This is a genomic window from Pseudomonas fluorescens NCIMB 11764 (assembly GCF_000293885.2).
In the GTDB taxonomy this organism is placed as follows: Bacteria; Pseudomonadota; Gammaproteobacteria; order Pseudomonadales; family Pseudomonadaceae; genus Aquipseudomonas; species Aquipseudomonas fluorescens_B.
In genome coordinates this window covers 92,496-109,440 of sequence record NZ_CP010945.1, presented here as the reverse complement: position 1 = coordinate 109,440, position 16,945 = coordinate 92,496, and the positions used below count along the sequence as shown (strand labels likewise).

Sequence of the window (16,945 nt, the reverse complement as noted above, 5' to 3'; positions counted from 1 at the left end):
GCATGCCTTGAGTTGTGGCAAAGTGCCAGTCCCTCCCGGCTGGACTGCCTCTCGTCATTCAGGTAGCTTTGCCGGTTACGCGGGAGCGTTCCAGCTCCTAGAATCAGGCTTTTTCAGCGCGCACATATTGATAGCTTTCAATCGAGCGACGCGCACGGCCTGGCCAGGCATCGCCTGCGCCCTAATCATTCATCTGTCACTGACCCAAGGTTCTCCATGGCTCAATACGTCTTCACCATGCATCGGCTGGGCAAAGTTGTTCCGCCGAAGCGGGAAATCCTGAAAAACATTTCGCTGTCCTTCTTCCCTGGCGCCAAGATCGGCGTGCTCGGCCTTAACGGTTCGGGTAAATCCACGCTGTTGAAAATCATGGCCGGTGTCGACACCGAGTTCGAGGGCGAAGCCCGTCCGATGCCGGAGCTGAACATCGGTTACCTGCCGCAAGAGCCGATCCTGGACCCGACCAAAACCGTGCGTGAAGTGGTCGAGGAAGCGGTCAGCGTGATCAAGAACGCCCAGGCGCGCCTGGACGAGGTCTACGCGGCTTACGCTGATGAAGATGCCGACTTCGACAAGCTGGCAGCCGAACAGGCCAAGCTCGAAGCCATCCTGCAAGCCAGCGACGGTCATAACCTGGATCGCCAACTGGAAGTCGCCGCCGATGCGTTGCGCCTGCCGGCCTGGGACGCCAAGGTCGAATTCCTCTCCGGTGGTGAAAAGCGTCGTGTAGCCCTGTGCCGCCTGCTGCTGTCCGCCCCCGACATGCTGCTGCTCGACGAACCGACCAACCACCTGGATGCTGACTCCGTCGCCTGGCTGGAGCATTTCCTCCACGACTTCCCGGGCACCGTCGTTGCGATCACGCACGACCGTTACTTCCTGGACAACGTTGCCGGCTGGATTCTTGAACTCGACCGTGGCGCGGGCATTCCTTACGAGGGCAACTATTCCGGTTGGCTCGAAGCCAAGTCCGATCGTCTGGCGGCCGAATCCAAGCAGCAGTCGGCCCACGAAAAAGCCATGAAGGAAGAACTGGAGTGGGTGCGCAAAGGCGCCAAGGCCCGCCAGTCCAAATCCAAGGCACGTCTGCAACGCTTCGAAGAAATGCAATCGCAGGAATTCCAGAAGCGTTCGGAAACCAACGAGATCTACATCCCGGCCGGTCCGCGCTTGGGTGACAAGGTCATCGAGTTCAAGAACGTCACCAAGGGCTACGGCGATCGCGTGTTGATCGACAACCTGTCGTTCTCGATGCCGAAGGGCGCCATCGTGGGCGTGATCGGCGGTAACGGTGCCGGTAAATCGACCCTGTTCCGCATGCTGATGGGCAAGGAAACCCCGGATTCGGGCAGCATCGAAGTCGGCGAAACCGTGCAACTGGCGTGCGTCGACCAGAGCCGCGAAGACCTGGACGGCAGCAAGACCGTGTTCCAGCAGATCTCCGACGGTTCGGACCAGATCCGCATCGGCAACTACGAGATTCCGTCGCGTACCTACGTCGGTCGCTTCAACTTCAAGGGCGGCGATCAGCAGAAGTTCGTCAAGGACCTGTCCGGTGGTGAGCGCGGTCGCTTGCACTTGGCCCTGACCCTGAAGGAGGGTGGCAACGTCCTGCTGCTCGACGAACCGTCCAACGACCTCGATGTTGAAACCCTGCGTTCCCTGGAAGAAGCCCTATTGGACTTCCCGGGCGCCGCCATTGTGATCTCTCACGATCGGTGGTTCCTTGACCGTGTGGCGACGCATATCCTGGCGTACGAAGACGACTCGCAAGCGGTGTTCTTCGAAGGCAACTACACCGAGTACGAAGCCGATCGGAAAAAACGCCTCGGCGAAGCGGCTGCCCAGCCGCATCGTGTACGGCACAAAAAACTGGCCTGATATCGGGTTGGCTGCATGAAAAAAAACGGAGCCCCGAAGGCTCCGTTTTTTTATGGGCCTCAGAAAGACCGCGGCGCGCCTTGCTCGTGAAAGCGATCTCCATGACGGTGCAATACTTGAATTGTGAATCCCTGTTTAGGTGCGACGAACGGCTTAAACACGCATTATTTATATCCAGCGCACCATTTAATTTCATAACTGCGACATTTTGCGCTGTCGTGGTGCGCATTCCGTTTGCTAAAGTCCGGCTCAATCTTCTCCAACGATAATAAATTTTACCGAGACTTTTCCATGATCGAATCCGTCGAAACCTTCCTTGCCCGACTGAAAAAACGCGACCCGGATCAACCTGAATTCCATCAGGCTGTGGAAGAAGTCCTGCGCAGCCTGTGGCCGTTTCTTGAAGCCAATCCGCATTATCTGACCTCCGGGATCCTGGAGCGGATGTGCGAACCGGAGCGGGCCATTGTCTTCCGGGTTTCCTGGGTCGACGATCAGGGCAAGGTGCAGGTCAATCGCGGTTTCCGGGTGCAGATGAACAGTGCAATCGGTCCGTACAAGGGCGGCTTGCGTTTCCATCCTTCGGTCAACCTCGGCGTACTGAAATTTCTCGCCTTCGAACAAACCTTCAAGAACTCCCTGACCTCCTTGCCCATGGGGGGCGGCAAGGGTGGCTCGGACTTCGACCCGAAAGGCAAAAGCGACGCTGAAGTCATGCGCTTCTGCCAGGCATTCATGAGCGAACTGTACCGTCACATCGGTGCAGATGTTGACGTGCCGGCCGGCGATATCGGCGTGGGGGCCCGCGAGATCGGTTTCCTGTTCGGCCAGTACAAGCGCCTGAGCAACCAGTTCACCAGCGTATTGACCGGCAAGGGCCCGAGCTATGGCGGCAGCCTGATTCGCCCAGAAGCGACCGGTTTCGGATGCGTGTACTTTGCTGAGGAAATGCTCAAGCGCAACGGTGAAACCGTCGAAGGTAAACGCGTCGCGATTTCGGGTTCGGGCAACGTTGCACAGTACGCGGCACGCAAGGTCATGGACCTGGGCGGCAAGGTGATTTCGCTCTCGGATTCCGAAGGTACGCTGCACTGCGAAAGCGGTTTGACCGAAGAGCAATGGCTGGCGCTGCTGGAGTTGAAAAACGTCAAGCGTGGACGGATCGGCGAGTTGGCCAGTCGCTTCGGCCTGGAGTTTCGCGCCGGCCAGCACCCCTGGAACCTGGCGTGCGACATCGCGCTGCCATGCGCGACGCAAAACGAGCTGAATGCCGAGGCTGCTCGCACATTGCTTGGCAACGGCTGCCTCTGTGTGGCAGAAGGCGCGAACATGCCAACCACCCTTGAGGCCGTGGACCTGTTCATCGAGGCGGGAATCCTGTTCGCGCCGGGCAAGGCGTCCAATGCCGGCGGGGTGGCGGTGAGCGGGCTGGAGATGTCACAGAACGCGATGCGCCTGTTGTGGACCGGGGGTGAAGTGGACAGCAAGCTCCACGGGATCATGCAGTCGATCCACCACGCCTGTGTGCACTACGGCGAAGAGAACGGTCGCATCAACTATGTCAAAGGCGCGAACATCGCCGGCTTCGTCAAAGTCGCTGACGCCATGCTCGCCCAAGGCGTGGTTTAAGCCGGTTCGATGCGGATGATTTCGATCATCTGATTGCCCGCCGGGCGTTGCCACAACACCTCGTCGCCGAGCTGCGCCCCGAGCAATGCCCGGCCCAGCGGCGAACCCCAGTTGATCAGGCCCGCCGCCGCATCGGCCTGGTCCTCGCCGACCAGTTGCACGGTTTGCTCGGCGCTGTGTTCGTCGGCGAACGTTACCCGGCTGCCGATCTGCACCTTTTGCGTTGAGGTGGCGGGCGTCACCACCTGAGCGCTTTGCAGGCGCTGATTGAAATACCTCAAATCCCGCTCAAGGTCAGCCTGGCGCTGCTTGTCGGCCTGCTCGCCCATGGCGGACTGGTCGCTGTGCAACTGTTGCAGCTCGGCGACTTTCGCCTGCAACTGGGCAAGTCCGGCGGGGGTGACGTAATTGGGCTGCGCGCTGACCTGCCGTTCGACTGGCTGATCGGCTTGCGCAGCAGCGTTATCTTCATTGACGAAGGCGCGACTCATGGTTTTCTCCCGTTATAGGGTTTGGGCCATGGTCACTGTCTTTTAGTTTCGGCGGATGTCTGGAAGCGACTCATTGCGAGCGAAACGCACGGGCGGCGTCCTGGTCTTTCTGGTGCTGCCAGGCTCTTTCACGCTCGTCCCAATGGTGGCTGCGATAGTCCTCGCGATCTTCGCTTTCGCGCATGGCCTGGCATTGGCGAAAACCATCGCTCCAGCCTTCGGCGTATTGCTTGTCCTTGAGATAACGCGGCACGTTCTTGCGAAATTCACCGGTGATCGCCCCGGCAGCTTGTCGGCCACTGCTGCAGCCGTCGTCGAAGCCGTCGGCGAAGGCCGGTGGATAGCCCTTGGCAATCAAATCTTCATGGGTGGTCTGGCAGCCCGCGATCGACATCAACACAACCACCATACCTACACAACGCCACATCTCGGACTCCCGGCCGTGCGACGGCCTATACGTGAAGTCTAGGAGTGGATTCGTGAGGCGTTTGTAGTCGCTCTGTGAAAAATCCATTCAACATCACAGGGGAGCAGGTGCTTCTGAGTCAGTAGTGATACCACTTCACCTCAAGCATCACTTCGTTTTCAGGGGAGGCGAGGTGGCTGAATTCACGCTGTGCACTCAGGCGCAAACCGAGGTTGCGCGACAATTCCCACTGCTGGTTCAGGCTCACGCTACGACGCACTTCGCCATTGGTGAAGAAATCTCCCTTGGCCTCAAGGCTGAAGTTGCCCAGCGGGTTCTTCCACAGCACGCCGCTGTTGAAACCCGCCGCCGGAGCGATGAAACCGGCAAAGTCATTGTTGTGCTCGACGCGCACCGTGCCCAAGGCGAAACCGAGCATGTCCTCGCTCAACTGCCAGGTGCCGCCGCCACCGCCGTTGACGTGGCTGACCAGGGTTTCATCGTCATGTTTGCCCGGTACGCGCTCAAGGCCGCCCGTGACTTGCCACGACAGCGGCTGCAACAACTCATTACGCGGTGTCAGGGAGCGAATGGTCGCCAGGTCCAGTTGCTGCAACTGCCATTGATTGCCTTCGTACTGGCGCAGTTTCATCTGCAGGATTTCAATCTGCGCGCCGAGGGGGAAGCTTTCCGAGTTGTCGTTGAGGTCGTGATAGGCCATGCGCAGGCCATATTCACCAAACGCCTTGTCGCCCCGGGTGCCGATGCCGGCTTGCCAGGTGCGCGATTCATGGCCGTCTTCAGGCAGGCCGGGTTGGGGAATGTTCAGCTCGGGGGGCGGGTTCTGGTTGATCGCGCGCAGCAATTCGAAACTGCGTTGGGCCCGTTGCGGGTCGCGCTCCTGGCCGTTGGCGCGGTAGCGTTCCAGTCGGTAAGCCGCGTCGATGATCAGCGCCTGACGCTCGCGCGATTGCGCCTTGAATGCTGGCTCCTGCAATTGTTTCTGGTCGGCGCTGACTTTCAGCACCCACTGCTGCTCTTCAGGATTCAACGGTTCGGCGCGGCTCAGCAGCTCACGCTCGCGGGACGGACGATACTCAATCGACTCCACCAGACCGGCTTCTTTGACGGCTTTGACGGTGTCGGTTGGAATCGCGGTCAGCGGGAATTGTTCGGTCAGGCGCAAACTCGGACGCGCCACTTGCAGTAATTCCAGCAGGCGATAGGAGCAGTTTTCGTCGAAGAAGAAATAATCGAACTGGATCTGCTTGAGCTCCCAGACATGCTCGACCATGCGCTCGGTTTCTTGCTGCGTCAGGTTCAGCCGGTATTCCCACAGGTCGCGGTTTTCGAGGCTGCGGTATTCCGAGAGTTTTTCCTGATACGGCACCAGCGCAAACAGGCCCGGATAGCCGCCCATCAAGCCCTTCCAGGCGTAGAGGATGCTGTTGTCCGAACCTTCGATGTAGGCGCCGAAATTGATCGCGTAGCTGAGCAGTGACGTCTTGTCGCTCTGCACACCCGCCTGATCGATCCGCAGCAACGTGTGGCCGAACATCGATGACGGGCTGTTCAGATAGGCCGCCGGGAAAATCATCACCGCGCTATGGGGTGAGACATCCTTGAACCATTGCTTGAACTCGGCGCAGTCCAGGGAAGGCAGGTCGGTCAGATTGAGTTGTGCTTTCAGCCAGCGAGTACGGGCCGGATAGACGCACTGCGCGTGCTGCTCGCCGGCAGTGGCCGGGGCGTACAGCGCTTGCACGGTGGCGGCCAGTTCACGGTCGGGATGTTCGTTGCCGTCGGGCGCCAGGAAGAATTTCCTGTCGCTGACATAGCTGCGCCAGCCGCCCAGTTTGGCGGTTTCGTAATGACCGAGGGAAATCCAGAAGGGGTCATTGGCCAGTTGCTGCAAACGTTGATTGTCGATGTGTGGCGCGGCGGACAGCGGGGCGCAGACACAGAGCGCCAGCCAGGCAAGGCGTTTGAGCATAGTGGGCAACTTAGAGATTCGAGAATAAAGACCCAAAAAAAGGGGCAGGTCCAAAAAACAAAACCCGCTCCCCGAAAGGAACGGGCGGGTCGAGCTTAAGCTTGAGTGGCGTACTTGGCCAGACGTGGATCGCTCTTCAGAACGGCCAGGGTGTTGGTATGCACGTCGTCAGCGGTCACGTCAGCCTTGCTGAAGATCTGCTGGAAGTGCTCATGAGTGACGGCGGCGAAGTGCGCACGGTCTTCCGGCGCCACGCCCAGTACCACGGCGTAAGTGGTCAGCGCTTCGCCCTGACCCTTGGCCATGTCTTCGGACAGCTCGTTCATCATGCCATTCATGGCAATCCAGGATTTGCCGCCATAGGTCAGCGACGCATTAGTCGAGCAACCGTTGGTACCGGAGGTCATACCGAAGGTTGCGTTGCCGGAAGTGCCGTTGGTGGTGGATGCCAGGAAGTGAGCCGGGGTGCCACGCTGACCTTCGAACAGCATGTTGCCCCAACCGCAATCCGGGCCGCCTGGCGCCTGAGCCATGGCATTGAGGGATACAGCGGTGAAGAGAGTACCGAGAAGAATCCGTTTCATAGCTTTGTTCTCTTTATGTGCATACCAATGGACAAGGGGTCTGGCCCGATCTGGCGCCAGTGGGCCGGTTATTGTTCCAGCCGCGCAGTTTGGAGTTTAGGCACGTTCCAAGGGTTCCGTGACATTTTGCGAAATATTCGTTGAAAACGTTGATTTAGACCCGGTCCGCCTGGGGATAGCAGTTTAGCTATGCTTTGGCTAAAGGCGCGCCTTGCCAGTGGGGTACGGGCAGCGCCAGAATGCCGCTATCTGCCCCGCCTGATGTAAGGAAGCCCGATGCCTGATCCTGTTGCTGCCAGCTTGCGTCTAGCGCCCGAAGCGCTGACCCGTCCGTTTTCCGCTGAACAGTTCAGCTTCTCTACCACCAATGATCTGGAGCCTTTCCGCGGTGTGCTTGGCCAGGAACGTGCGGTCGAAGCCTTGCAGTTCGGTGTGGCCATGCCACGCCCCGGTTACAACGTCTTCGTCATGGGCGAGCCTGGCACCGGCCGGTTTTCGTTCGTCAAACGCTACCTGAAGGCCGAAGGCAAACGCCTGCAGACCCCGGCGGACTGGGTCTACGTCAACAACTTCGATGAGCCCCGTGAACCCCGCGCCCTGGAATTGCCCTCGGGCACCGCTGGCGCGTTCATCGGTGATATCAACGCGCTGATCGACAACCTGCTGGCGACGTTTCCGGCCGTATTCGAACACCCGTCCTACCAGCAGAAGAAAAGCGCCATCGACCGCGCTTTCAACCAGCGCTACGACAAGGCGCTGGACATCATCGAACGCCTGGCGCTGGAGAAAGAAGTCGCGCTTTACCGCGATGCCAGCAACATCGCGTTTACCCCGATGAGCGAAGGCAAGGCATTGGATGAAGCGGAATTCGCCCAGTTGCCGGAAGCCGATCGCGAGCGTTTTCACGATGACATTTCCGGTCTGGAGGAGCGCCTGAACGAAGAGCTCGCCAGCCTGCCGCAATGGAAGCGCGAGTCGAGCAATCAACTGCGCCACCTCAACGAAGAAACCATCACCCTGGCCTTGCAACCGTTGTTGTCGCCGCTGTCGGAGAAATACGCCGAGAACGCGGCGGTGTGCGGTTACCTGCAAGCGATGCAGGTCTATCTGCTGAAAACCGTGGTCGAGCAACTGGTGGACGACAGCAAAGCCGACGCCGTTGCCCGCAAGATGCTGGAAGAGCAATACGCGCCGAGCCTGATGGTCGGTCATTCGGCCAGCGGCGGTGCGCCGGTGGTGTTCGAACCGCACCCGACTTACGAAAACCTGTTTGGCCGCATCGAATACAGCACCGATCAGGGCGCGCTCTACACGACGTATCGTCAACTGCGCCCGGGCGCGCTGCACCGTGCCAACGGCGGCTTTCTGATCCTCGAAGCGGAAAAAATGCTCAGCGAACCGTTTGTGTGGGATGCGCTCAAGCGCGCCCTGCAATCGCGCAAGCTGAAAATGGAATCGCCGTTGGGCGAGTTGGGCCGCCTGGCCACCGTGACCCTGACACCGCAGCACATTCCGTTGCAGGTCAAAGTCGTCATCATCGGTGCCCGACAGCTGTACTACACGCTGCAAGACCTTGATCCGGACTTCCAGGAGATGTTCCGCGTCCTGGTGGATTTCGACGAAGACATCCCGATGGTCGACGAGAGCCTGGAACAGTTCGCCCAGCTACTGAAAACCCGCACCTCCGAAGAAGGCATGGCGCCGCTGACCGCCGACGCGGTGGCGCGTCTGGCGACGTACAGCGCGCGTCTGGCCGAGCATCAGGGGCGTTTGTCGGCGCGGATCGGCGATCTGTTCCAACTGGTCAGCGAGGCGGATTTCATTCGTCATCTGGCGGGCGACGAAATGACCGACGCCGGGCACATCGAGCGTGCGCTTAAAGCCAAGGCCACCCGCACCGGGCGTGTTTCGGCGCGGATTCTCGATGACATGCTGGCCGGGATCATCCTGATCGACACCGATGGCGCGGCAGTCGGCAAGTGCAACGGGCTGACGGTGCTGGAGGTCGGTGACTCGGCGTTCGGTGTGCCGGCACGGATTTCCGCCACGGTCTATCCGGGCGGCAGCGGCATTGTCGACATCGAACGCGAAGTCAATCTCGGCCAGCCGATTCACTCCAAAGGCGTGATGATCCTCACCGGGTATCTGGGCAGCCGTTACGCCCAGGAATTCCCGCTGGCGATTTCCGCGAGTATCGCGCTGGAGCAGTCCTATGGTTACGTCGATGGCGACAGTGCGTCGCTGGGTGAGGCGTGCACGTTGATCTCGGCCTTGTCGAAAACGCCGCTCAAGCAGTGCTTTGCCATCACCGGTTCGATCAACCAGTTCGGTGAAGTGCAGGCGGTAGGCGGGGTCAACGAGAAGATCGAAGGCTTCTTCCGTCTCTGCGAAGCCCGCGGGCTGACCGGCGAGCAGGGGGCGATCATTCCCCACGCCAACGTGGCGACGCTGATGCTCGATGAGAAGGTATTGGCAGCCGTGCGCGCAGGTCAATTCCACGTTTACGCAGTGCGCCAGGCTGACGAAGCGCTGAGCCTGTTGGTGGGCGAGCCTGCCGGTGCGCCGGATGAAAATGGCGAATTCCCTGAGGGCAGTGTGAATGCGCGGGTGGTGGAGCGCTTGCGGGTGATCGCGGAAATGATCAGCGAAGAAGACCTGAAAGAGGCCGAGAAAGAAGCTGCGCAGGAAGCCTTGGTCGAAGCCAAGCCGGCCTGACGCGCAACAAAACTGTGGGAGCGAGCCTGCTCGCGATGAGGGCTTCACATTCAACGAAGATGTTGAGTGTCAGTCCGCAATCGCGAGCAGGCTCGCTCCCACATTTGTATTCGGGTCGACCTGAAAAAGTGCCATCACTCTGACGTCAATATTCACACAATGACCATTCGGCGCCTTCTGGTCTCAGTTGACGTGCTGGTCAGACTTTTCTTCTATTCTGAGCTCAAGGATATCGACAGTAATCACTGGATCGAGACAGCTCTCCCGTGGGGGCTGAATACCGGATCTAACGAGGGTCGCCGCCATGTCGCGCAACCTCTGCCTCACCCGTCAATGCCTGGGTCTTGTGACCCGTATCGAATGCGCCATCAAGCCATTGGCTGGCGATACGGGCATGTGGACCTTGCTGTTTGCCGCCGGAATGGCCGGCGAACAACCGTCAGCCATCAAGGCCCAGGGCCCGTTTCATGGCCCTTTCGTGGCTGAATCAATCCTCGACACCATTGTTGAAAGCCTGACCCTGCACGGCTACGAACTGGCCGACGATCCACAAATCTGGTGCCTGCACCTGCAAGCCCAGCTGCGGGAAATCAATGGTGGCCGTTGCCGCAACCTGGGCGGCTTCGAGTTTCGCCCCGACCATTGAGAAGGCTATTGGGCAAGGCTGGACGTGTCAGCCTTGTCGAGCTTGACCTCGAAGCCGTATTGCACGGTGGTGAGGTCGGTTCGCTGATAGGTTTCCAGATGAGTGGGCTGGCCATAGAAGTAATGCACACCGAATAACGCCGGGCCTTCTGCGCTCGCGTCGTGAATGACCGAAAGAATCTCCTTGAGATAGTGACCGCTATCGTCCCTGGCGAAAAAGCGCCAGTCCTGGGCGGGAAACAGCTTCAGATCAACCACCAGCGCATTGCCTTTCAATTCCAGGCCTTTGGGCAGTTGGTGGGCATCGAGTGTCTGCTTGTCGACCGTCGCCAGGAACAGCGGCATGGAGCCCACCGCGTAGGCCGGCGTTTGCGCAAACAGGTTCAGATCGTAGGTGATGATGCCGCGAAGAGGATCGATCTGAAACGCCTCCGGCGGTAACTCGATCGGCTCATCGCGTTGACCGCTGCTGTCCTCGGTAAAGAAGCTGACCGGGCTGTCCCCGGGGTTGAAGGACGTCCCCAGCAATTCATCGTTGAAACTTCGGGCGTGGTCGAATTCGATGCGCGCCGCGCTAGGATCTTCCACCGCTTGACGGATGCTGACGCTCTTTTTCAGTTGTTCCTCAGTCAGCGTCGCACCTTTGAGCCAGGTCGGGGCCTGATCGTCGTACACCACCACCGGCAAGGTCAGTGGCTGGATGGTTTTATCGGTGGTGTGCTGGTCGAAGCGACGGACTGGCAGGTCCAGGTCCTTGCGTGTGACCGTGACCGCCGAGAAGTCGAGCAGGCTGACTTCAAGGGTCTCGATCGGCCCGTTGAAGTACACCTTGGAGTAATGGTTTTTTTGCTGCTTTTCAAAAGCGCGTTGCTCTTCATAGAGTTGTTTTTCGAACGTTTCGCTCCAGGCCTTTTGTTGCTGCATTTTTGCGAGCTGTTGTTGAAAAAAGGCAATTTGCGCGGCGGTTTCGTTGATAGAGCCGGCGCGCGAAAGAAATTGCCCGGTGGTGTCTTTGGCCTGGACGATCAGCGGGTTGAGCGGCGTTCCGCCCACCTCGGGCGCCAGCGGTGCGCTGTTGTTGAATTCGATCTCGGCGTAGTTGTTTGTCAGTTTAAGCAAGGTGACGCTGAGGTTGTCGTTGGTGCGGGTCTGGCCCACGTCCTTTTTTGTCAGGTCGAAGCTATAAAGCCTGCGGGGTGCGATGACCTCCACTTTGCCTTGCAGGCTGACCGGCTGCGGTTGGTGCTTGTTGTCGACGTCAAGGCCATCGATGAACGGATAAGTCACTGTCAGGTCATCGGGGTTGGTCAGGTTGGAGCTCGACGGGCTTAGCTGAATGCCGGGGTCGGTTTCCGACCATTCCGGCTGGAACGCGATCACGCGTTTGTTGCTCAGGGTCACCGACTGCCATTCCAGGCCATGGGGAAAGAGAAACGCGGCCGGAATGTCGAAGTTGAAGGGGAACACTGGCTGCAGGTCGGTCAGGTAGTCGGAGCTGGAGTCCTTGTGCAACACGATCAGGCCGTTGATGTACGTGTCGACCAGCGCCTGGGGCGTGGGATAGTGCTTGAGCACCGCAAGGACGTCTTCACCGTACTCGGTGACCACGGGTTTGCTGTCCAGTTTGAGTTGTGCGCGCTCGAGCAACAGCAGCGAACCACCCAGTTCGGCCACGATATCCTTGAGTTTCGGGTCCTGAATGGCATCCAGGGCCTTCTCGAACTGCGCGGTTTTTTCCTCGAGGCTGACCTGGCGTTTGTCATCGCTGGGCGAGCAGCCGCTCATCAGCACGGCCAGGCAAACCCCGGCGCTCATCAAAGGCAATCGCACACCCATTTCCCGTCTTCCTGTCCGCTGTCGCTGAGCTGTCAATGGTTTGGACACTAGCAGAAAAACCTTGTGACACACGTGCAGGTGGCGGATTTCCCGATGGTTTCTGGCTGTAACAGGTGGCTGGTATACTCGCGGCCATTTCCAGTCCACATGTGAGATTCAATGGAACGCTTTATCGAAAATGCAATGTACGCCTCCCGCTGGCTGTTGGCGCCGATCTACTTCGGCCTGTCCCTCGGTCTGCTGGCACTGGCGCTGAAATTCTTCCAGGAAGTCTTCCACGTCATTCCCAACGTGTTCTCGATGGCTGAGTCGGACCTGATCCTGGTGCTGCTGTCGTTGATCGACATGGCACTGGTGGGCGGTTTGCTGGTGATGGTGATGATTTCCGGTTACGAGAACTTCGTCTCTCAACTGGATATCGACGACAGCAAGGAAAAACTCAACTGGCTGGGCACCATGGATTCGTCTTCGTTGAAGATGAAGGTCGCGGCGTCCATCGTGGCGATTTCATCGATCCATCTGTTGCGGATCTTCATGGACGCCAAAAACGTCGATCCCGAGCATTTGAAGTGGTACGTGATCATTCACATGACTTTCGTGGTGTCGGCCTTTGCCATGGGTTATCTGGATAAGCTGACCAAGCACTGATTGCTGCGTTTTTGCCTTTTTTACACCGCCCGTCCGTTGCGAAACAGACGGGCGGTGTCGTTTGTGGCTTGTGCTTTGATGCAGTGAGGCCTATCCCTGTAAGGATGTTGGCTCGCCACTGTGTGAGGTGCGTTCATGAACCTGCAAGAGCTGAATGCTTATGCCATCGCCGGGAAGGTCGATGAGTTGAACCTGATCTCCATGGAAGGTGGAATCTACCTGCTGGAAGCGCGCATGCATGGCGCGGCGTACCCCTTGAGCGACGCCCGCGGCCAGATGTTTCACCTGCGCTCGGTCGAGCATGCACGCGAAATACTCCATGCCTGCCCCAGCTTGCCGTTCAACCTGGTGCATACCTCGGTTCATGACGAAATGTGCGGTCTGGGCGGCAGTGCTGGAGAAAGTCTGAAGGTGCCGATCTCTTTCCGTACAACAGGGCTGCGCTGACAGCCCTCATCAGCGCAGCGACATCTGTGCTAGTCTGCTGGCCCTTTTGGTTCCGGGCGCTCCGGGACGCGCTGTGCACGCACGGCAAGTTCCAGGGCCGTCCGCACAGCGGAGCAGTGTCATGTCCGAAGTAAATCTGTCCACCGACGAAACCCGCGTCAGCTACGGTATTGGCCGTCAGCTGGGCGACCAACTGCGCGACAACCCGCCGCCGGGCGTTAGCCTGGACGCGATCCTCGCAGGCCTGACTGACGCGTTCGCCGGCAAGCCAAGCCGTGTGGGTCAGGAAGAAATGTCCGCGAGCTTCAAGGTTATTCGCGAAATCATGCAAGCCGAAGCGGCTGCCAAAGCTGAAGCGGCTGCTGGCGAAGGCCTGGCATTCCTGGCTGAAAACGCCAAGCGCGATGGCATCACTACCCTGGCTTCCGGTCTGCAATTCGAAGTGCTGACTGCCGGCGAAGGCGCCAAGCCATCCCGTGAAGACACCGTGCGTACTCACTACCACGGCACTCTGATCGACGGCACTGTGTTCGACAGCTCCTACGATCGTGGTCAGCCAGCAGAGTTTCCGGTTGGCGGCGTGATCGCTGGCTGGACCGAAGCCCTGCAACTGATGAACGCCGGCAGCAAATGGCGCCTGTACGTGCCGAGCGAACTGGCTTACGGCGCTCAAGGCGTTGGCAGCATTCCGCCGCACAGCGTACTGGTCTTCGACGTCGAGCTGCTCGACGTTCTGTAAGGTCTGGGCTGTCACCATGACGGTCTAATGTGGGAGCCAGCCTGCTGGCGATGGGAGCGACCGGGTTTCTTCAAGACCGCGTTGATACCCTCGCCAGCAGGCTGGCCCCACAGTTTTTACGGCGCTATTCATACTTCAAGCTTGTTGTGCAGCTCACTGGTCGGGCGCAACGCCCGGGCATAGCAGAACAGAAACAGATTGCGTACCAGTTCCTTGAGCACCACCGGCTCGCTGGAACTCAGGCCGTTGACGTCCAGATCACCCTGATCCTGCAACTCGTTCAAGGCTTCCTCTTCAAGCACCGCGCAGACTTCCCCGGTTTCCCGATGCAGGATCCTGAGGTATGGGTGTGGGCGGTCCAGCCAGGCATCGATCAAATAAGTCATGGTTCTCATCTCCATTGGGTTGTTCCAATGAGAATAATTCTTATTCGTCAAATAGCAAGGACCTATTGGCGGTTTGCGGTTTTTTCCGGGTAAAGATTGCGTAAGGTCAAAACGGCTGGCGTTTGGCTATTGCCAGGGATTGCTGGGCGAAGCGGAGGAGGGCGAAGCACCATCCCACGCAGGGCGCGGGATGGATTGCAGACGGCTCAGACTTTTCTGACGAACTCGGATTTGAGCTTCATCGGCCCGATGCCGTCGATCTTGCAGTCGATGTCGTGGTCGCCATCGCACAGGCGGATGTTCTTGACCTTGGTGCCAACCTTGACCACCAGCGACGTGCCTTTGACCTTGAGGTCCTTGATCACGGTGATGGTGTCACCGTCCTGCAGGACGTTGCCTACGGAATCTTTTTTCACGGTGTCATCGGACGCTGCTTCAGTTTCGCCGCTGGCGGACCACTCGTGGGCGCACTCGGGGCAGATCAGCTGAGCGCCGTCTTCGTAAGTGTATTCGGAATTGCATTTCGGGCAGGGTGGCAACGTGCTCACTAAAGCTCCTTGGATTCAGGATCGCTAAAAAGCGCACATTATATAGGGTTTTTTCGGGCGAGGGAGCTGACAGCAAAAGATCGCAGCCCTCGGCAGCTCCTGCGGGGTTTTGTGTCCGCCCGTAGGAGCTGCCGAAGGCTGCGATCTTTTAATCTTGCTTTTAGTGTGTGCGGGCTACTGCGAACTCGCTCAATTCCACCAATGCATCGCGGTATTCGCTGGCAGGCAGCGCATCGAGGCATTTGATCGCACGGGCCACATAATCACGGGCCAGTTGCGCCGTGTACTCAAGGGAACCGGACGCTTCAACGGCCTCGCGGATGCTTTCGAGGTCCTCGATGCCACCTTTCTGAATCGCCTTTCGCACCAGTGCCGCCTGTTCCGGCGTACCTTCGCGCATGGTGTAGATCAGTGGCAGGGTCGGCTTGCCTTCAGCCAGGTCGTCGCCGACGTTCTTGCCCAGGGTTTCCGCATCGCCCTTGTAGTCCAGCAGGTCGTCCACCAGTTGGAAAGCCACGCCCAGGTGATCACCAAAGGTGCGCAGGGCTTCTGCCTGTTCCGGAGTGGCTTCGCAGAGGGCTGCAGCACTGTGGGTCGAAGCTTCGAAGAGCATCGCGGTCTTGCCGCGGATGACTTCCATGTAGGTTTCTTCGGTGGTGCTGGCGTCGCGGACCTTCGACAGCTGCAACACTTCGCCTTCGGCGATGATGCGCGTGGCCTGCGAAAGGATTTTCATCACCGGCATGGAGCCCAGTTCGACCATCATTTCGAAGGAACGCGAATACAGGAAGTCGCCCACCAGCACACTCGGAGCGTTGCCCCACATGGCATTGGCGGTCGAGCGGCCACGGCGCATGCCGGACATGTCGACCACGTCGTCATGCAGCAGGGTGGCGGTGTGCAGGAACTCGATGGTCGCGGCCAGCAGACGCAGGTCGTCGCCTTCGCGGCCAAGGGCCTTGCCACACAACAGCACTAATAAAGGACGCAGGCGTTTTCCGCCAGCCGAGGTAATGTAGTCGCCGATTTTCGATACCAGCGGCACTCGGGAAGTCAGCTGCTTCTTGATGATGCCGTCGACGGCGCTAAAATCGTCCGCCACCGCGCGGTAGAAAGCTTGGGGTTGCATCAGCGACAGTTGCTCCAGAAGGGTTGCGCGGCATGCTAGGACCCACGTCGGCGGGTGTCAAGGCACGATGGACGGCCTCTTGCATCGCCCCGGCAGCTTGCGTACAATCGCGCACCCTGAACTTCCTGGGCAGCACCTGCCTTACGCAATTGCAAACAGGCCTTCCAGCCTTATGCAGCCATGCCAGCCAATACCTCTTCTTATAAAGAGCTGGGTGAGCAGGATTATCGGAGAAATACCATGTCGTACGCAGTAATCGTTACTGGTGGCAAGCAGTACAAAGTCGCCCCAGGTGAATACCTGAAGATTGAAAAACTGGAAATCGCTACCGGCGAATCCGTAACTTTTGATCGCGTTCTGTTGGTCGCCAATGGCGATGACGTGAATATCGGCGCTCCAGTTGTTGCTGGCGCTACCGTTGTGGCTGAAGTGATCTCCCAAGGTCGTCACGATAAAGTCCGCATCATCAAGTTCCGTCGTCGTAAGCACCACATGAAGCGTATGGGCCACCGCCAGTGGTACACCGAGATCAAAATCACCGGTATTCAGGCTTAATTTCAGCCTAATTCCTCACTAGGAGAATTGAACTCATGGCACACAAAAAAGCTGGTGGTAGTACCCGTAACGGTCGCGACTCAGAAGCCAAACGCCTTGGCGTGAAGATGTATGGCGGCCAGGTTATCATTCCGGGCAACATCATCGTGCGTCAGCGCGGCACCCAATTCCACGCCGGTTACGGTGTTGGCATGGGTAAAGATCACACTCTGTTCGCTAAAATCGACGGCGTGATCAAGTTCGAAGTAAAGGGCGCCTTCGGTCGTCGTTACGTAAGCATTGTCCCGAAGACTGAAGTCGTCGCGGCATAATT

The 16,945-nt window shown here is 58.7% G+C and carries 17 protein-coding genes; 9 read left to right on the top strand and 8 right to left on the bottom strand.

Annotated elements, in window-relative coordinates:
- The first annotated feature begins 216 nt into the window (after positions 1-216).
- Complete coding sequence (gene ettA / locus B723_RS00535) at positions 217-1,881, top strand: energy-dependent translational throttle protein EttA (protein WP_017340873.1); 1,665 nt, start codon at positions 217-219, stop codon at positions 1,879-1,881.
- Positions 1,882-2,172: 291 nt separating this feature from the next.
- Positions 2,173-3,510: an NADP-specific glutamate dehydrogenase gene (gene gdhA, locus B723_RS00530; RefSeq protein ID WP_017340872.1), complete on the top strand. Its 1,338-nt coding sequence runs from the start codon at positions 2,173-2,175 to the stop codon at positions 3,508-3,510.
- Here gdhA and B723_RS00525 read toward each other — a convergent pair.
- The 4 genes from B723_RS00525 to B723_RS00510 all read right to left on the bottom strand — a co-directional run bounded on the left by B723_RS00525 (position 3,507) and on the right by B723_RS00510 (position 6,984).
- Entirely contained in the window at positions 3,507-4,001 is a 495-nt protein-coding gene (locus B723_RS00525) for a GreA/GreB family elongation factor (RefSeq protein ID WP_017340871.1), read from the bottom strand. The two genes, gdhA and B723_RS00525, sit on opposite strands and share 4 nt — an antisense overlap.
- A 70-nt stretch (positions 4,002-4,071) precedes the next feature.
- The gene (locus B723_RS00520) at positions 4,072-4,428 is read right to left on the bottom strand and encodes a hypothetical protein (protein ID WP_017340870.1); all 357 of its coding nucleotides are present in this window, start codon (positions 4,426-4,428) and stop codon (positions 4,072-4,074) included.
- 118 nt (positions 4,429-4,546) lie between these two features.
- Entirely contained in the window at positions 4,547-6,400 is a 1,854-nt protein-coding gene (locus B723_RS00515) for a DUF4105 domain-containing protein (protein WP_017340869.1), read from the bottom strand.
- A gap of 95 nt (positions 6,401-6,495) precedes the next feature.
- Positions 6,496-6,984 (bottom strand): DUF3015 domain-containing protein, encoded by a 489-nt coding sequence (locus tag B723_RS00510; RefSeq protein WP_017340868.1) that lies wholly within the window; start codon positions 6,982-6,984, stop codon positions 6,496-6,498.
- Between the two features lie 276 nt (positions 6,985-7,260).
- Here B723_RS00510 and B723_RS00505 point away from each other — a divergent pair, with 276 nt between their 5' ends.
- The gene (locus B723_RS00505; protein ID WP_017340867.1) at positions 7,261-9,699 is read left to right on the top strand and encodes a Lon protease family protein; all 2,439 of its coding nucleotides are present in this window, start codon (positions 7,261-7,263) and stop codon (positions 9,697-9,699) included.
- A gap of 304 nt (positions 9,700-10,003) precedes the next feature.
- Positions 10,004-10,345 (top strand): hypothetical protein, encoded by a 342-nt coding sequence (locus tag B723_RS00500; RefSeq protein WP_017340866.1) that lies wholly within the window; start codon positions 10,004-10,006, stop codon positions 10,343-10,345.
- Positions 10,346-10,350: 5 nt separating this feature from the next.
- On the opposite strand, the gene B723_RS00495 is transcribed toward B723_RS00500, so the two are convergent.
- Positions 10,351-12,180 (bottom strand): hypothetical protein, encoded by a 1,830-nt coding sequence (locus B723_RS00495; RefSeq protein WP_017340865.1) that lies wholly within the window; start codon positions 12,178-12,180, stop codon positions 10,351-10,353.
- Between the two features lie 159 nt (positions 12,181-12,339).
- Here B723_RS00495 and B723_RS00490 point away from each other — a divergent pair, with 159 nt between their 5' ends.
- From B723_RS00490 to B723_RS00480, 3 genes are all read left to right on the top strand, one after another.
- Positions 12,340-12,828, top strand: coding sequence for a TIGR00645 family protein (locus B723_RS00490; protein ID WP_007943976.1), 489 nt, complete (start codon positions 12,340-12,342; stop codon positions 12,826-12,828).
- A gap of 135 nt (positions 12,829-12,963) precedes the next feature.
- On the top strand, positions 12,964-13,275 hold the full coding sequence (locus B723_RS00485) for a DUF6482 family protein (protein ID WP_017340864.1): 312 nt from the start codon (positions 12,964-12,966) through the stop codon (positions 13,273-13,275).
- A 121-nt stretch (positions 13,276-13,396) separates the two neighbouring features.
- Positions 13,397-14,014, top strand: coding sequence for an FKBP-type peptidyl-prolyl cis-trans isomerase (locus tag B723_RS00480; RefSeq protein WP_017340863.1), 618 nt, complete (start codon positions 13,397-13,399; stop codon positions 14,012-14,014).
- Positions 14,015-14,142: 128 nt separating this feature from the next.
- On the opposite strand, the gene B723_RS00475 is transcribed toward B723_RS00480, so the two are convergent.
- The 3 genes from B723_RS00475 to B723_RS00465 form a co-directional block, all read right to left on the bottom strand.
- Entirely contained in the window at positions 14,143-14,400 is a 258-nt protein-coding gene (locus B723_RS00475) for a hypothetical protein (RefSeq protein ID WP_017340862.1), read from the bottom strand.
- Between the two features lie 206 nt (positions 14,401-14,606).
- Positions 14,607-14,948: a zinc ribbon domain-containing protein YjdM gene (locus tag B723_RS00470; RefSeq protein ID WP_017340861.1), complete on the bottom strand. Its 342-nt coding sequence runs from the start codon at positions 14,946-14,948 to the stop codon at positions 14,607-14,609.
- Positions 14,949-15,108: 160 nt separating this feature from the next.
- Positions 15,109-16,077: a polyprenyl synthetase family protein gene (locus B723_RS00465; RefSeq protein WP_017340860.1), complete on the bottom strand. Its 969-nt coding sequence runs from the start codon at positions 16,075-16,077 to the stop codon at positions 15,109-15,111.
- A 240-nt stretch (positions 16,078-16,317) separates the two neighbouring features.
- Between B723_RS00465 and rplU the strand changes: the two genes are divergently transcribed.
- On the top strand, positions 16,318-16,632 hold the full coding sequence (gene rplU, locus B723_RS00460) for a 50S ribosomal protein L21 (protein ID WP_003176051.1): 315 nt from the start codon (positions 16,318-16,320) through the stop codon (positions 16,630-16,632).
- A gap of 35 nt (positions 16,633-16,667) precedes the next feature.
- Positions 16,668-16,943, top strand: coding sequence for a 50S ribosomal protein L27 (rpmA, locus tag B723_RS00455; RefSeq protein ID WP_017340859.1), 276 nt, complete (start codon positions 16,668-16,670; stop codon positions 16,941-16,943).
- Positions 16,944-16,945 lie beyond the last annotated feature (2 nt).

Excerpts from the sequence above, each read along its gene's own strand:
- ettA (WP_017340873.1), top strand. The coding sequence starts at position 217 with ATGGCTCAATACGTCTTCACCATGCATCGGCTGGGCAAAGTTGTTCCG.
- gdhA (WP_017340872.1), top strand. The coding sequence starts at position 2,173 with ATGATCGAATCCGTCGAAACCTTCCTTGCCCGACTGAAAAAACGCGAC.
- B723_RS00525 (WP_017340871.1), bottom strand. The coding sequence starts at position 4,001 with ATGAGTCGCGCCTTCGTCAATGAAGATAACGCTGCTGCGCAAGCCGAT.
- B723_RS00520 (WP_017340870.1), bottom strand. The coding sequence starts at position 4,428 with ATGTGGCGTTGTGTAGGTATGGTGGTTGTGTTGATGTCGATCGCGGGC.
- B723_RS00515 (WP_017340869.1), bottom strand. The coding sequence starts at position 6,400 with ATGCTCAAACGCCTTGCCTGGCTGGCGCTCTGTGTCTGCGCCCCGCTG.
- B723_RS00510 (WP_017340868.1), bottom strand. The coding sequence starts at position 6,984 with ATGAAACGGATTCTTCTCGGTACTCTCTTCACCGCTGTATCCCTCAAT.
- B723_RS00505 (WP_017340867.1), top strand. The coding sequence starts at position 7,261 with ATGCCTGATCCTGTTGCTGCCAGCTTGCGTCTAGCGCCCGAAGCGCTG.
- B723_RS00500 (WP_017340866.1), top strand. The coding sequence starts at position 10,004 with ATGTCGCGCAACCTCTGCCTCACCCGTCAATGCCTGGGTCTTGTGACC.
- B723_RS00495 (WP_017340865.1), bottom strand. The coding sequence starts at position 12,180 with ATGGGTGTGCGATTGCCTTTGATGAGCGCCGGGGTTTGCCTGGCCGTG.
- B723_RS00490 (WP_007943976.1), top strand. The coding sequence starts at position 12,340 with ATGGAACGCTTTATCGAAAATGCAATGTACGCCTCCCGCTGGCTGTTG.
- B723_RS00485 (WP_017340864.1), top strand. The coding sequence starts at position 12,964 with ATGAACCTGCAAGAGCTGAATGCTTATGCCATCGCCGGGAAGGTCGAT.
- B723_RS00480 (WP_017340863.1), top strand. The coding sequence starts at position 13,397 with ATGTCCGAAGTAAATCTGTCCACCGACGAAACCCGCGTCAGCTACGGT.
- B723_RS00475 (WP_017340862.1), bottom strand. The coding sequence starts at position 14,400 with ATGACTTATTTGATCGATGCCTGGCTGGACCGCCCACACCCATACCTC.
- B723_RS00465 (WP_017340860.1), bottom strand. The coding sequence starts at position 16,077 with ATGCAACCCCAAGCTTTCTACCGCGCGGTGGCGGACGATTTTAGCGCC.
- rplU (WP_003176051.1), top strand. The coding sequence starts at position 16,318 with ATGTCGTACGCAGTAATCGTTACTGGTGGCAAGCAGTACAAAGTCGCC.
- rpmA (WP_017340859.1), top strand. The coding sequence starts at position 16,668 with ATGGCACACAAAAAAGCTGGTGGTAGTACCCGTAACGGTCGCGACTCA.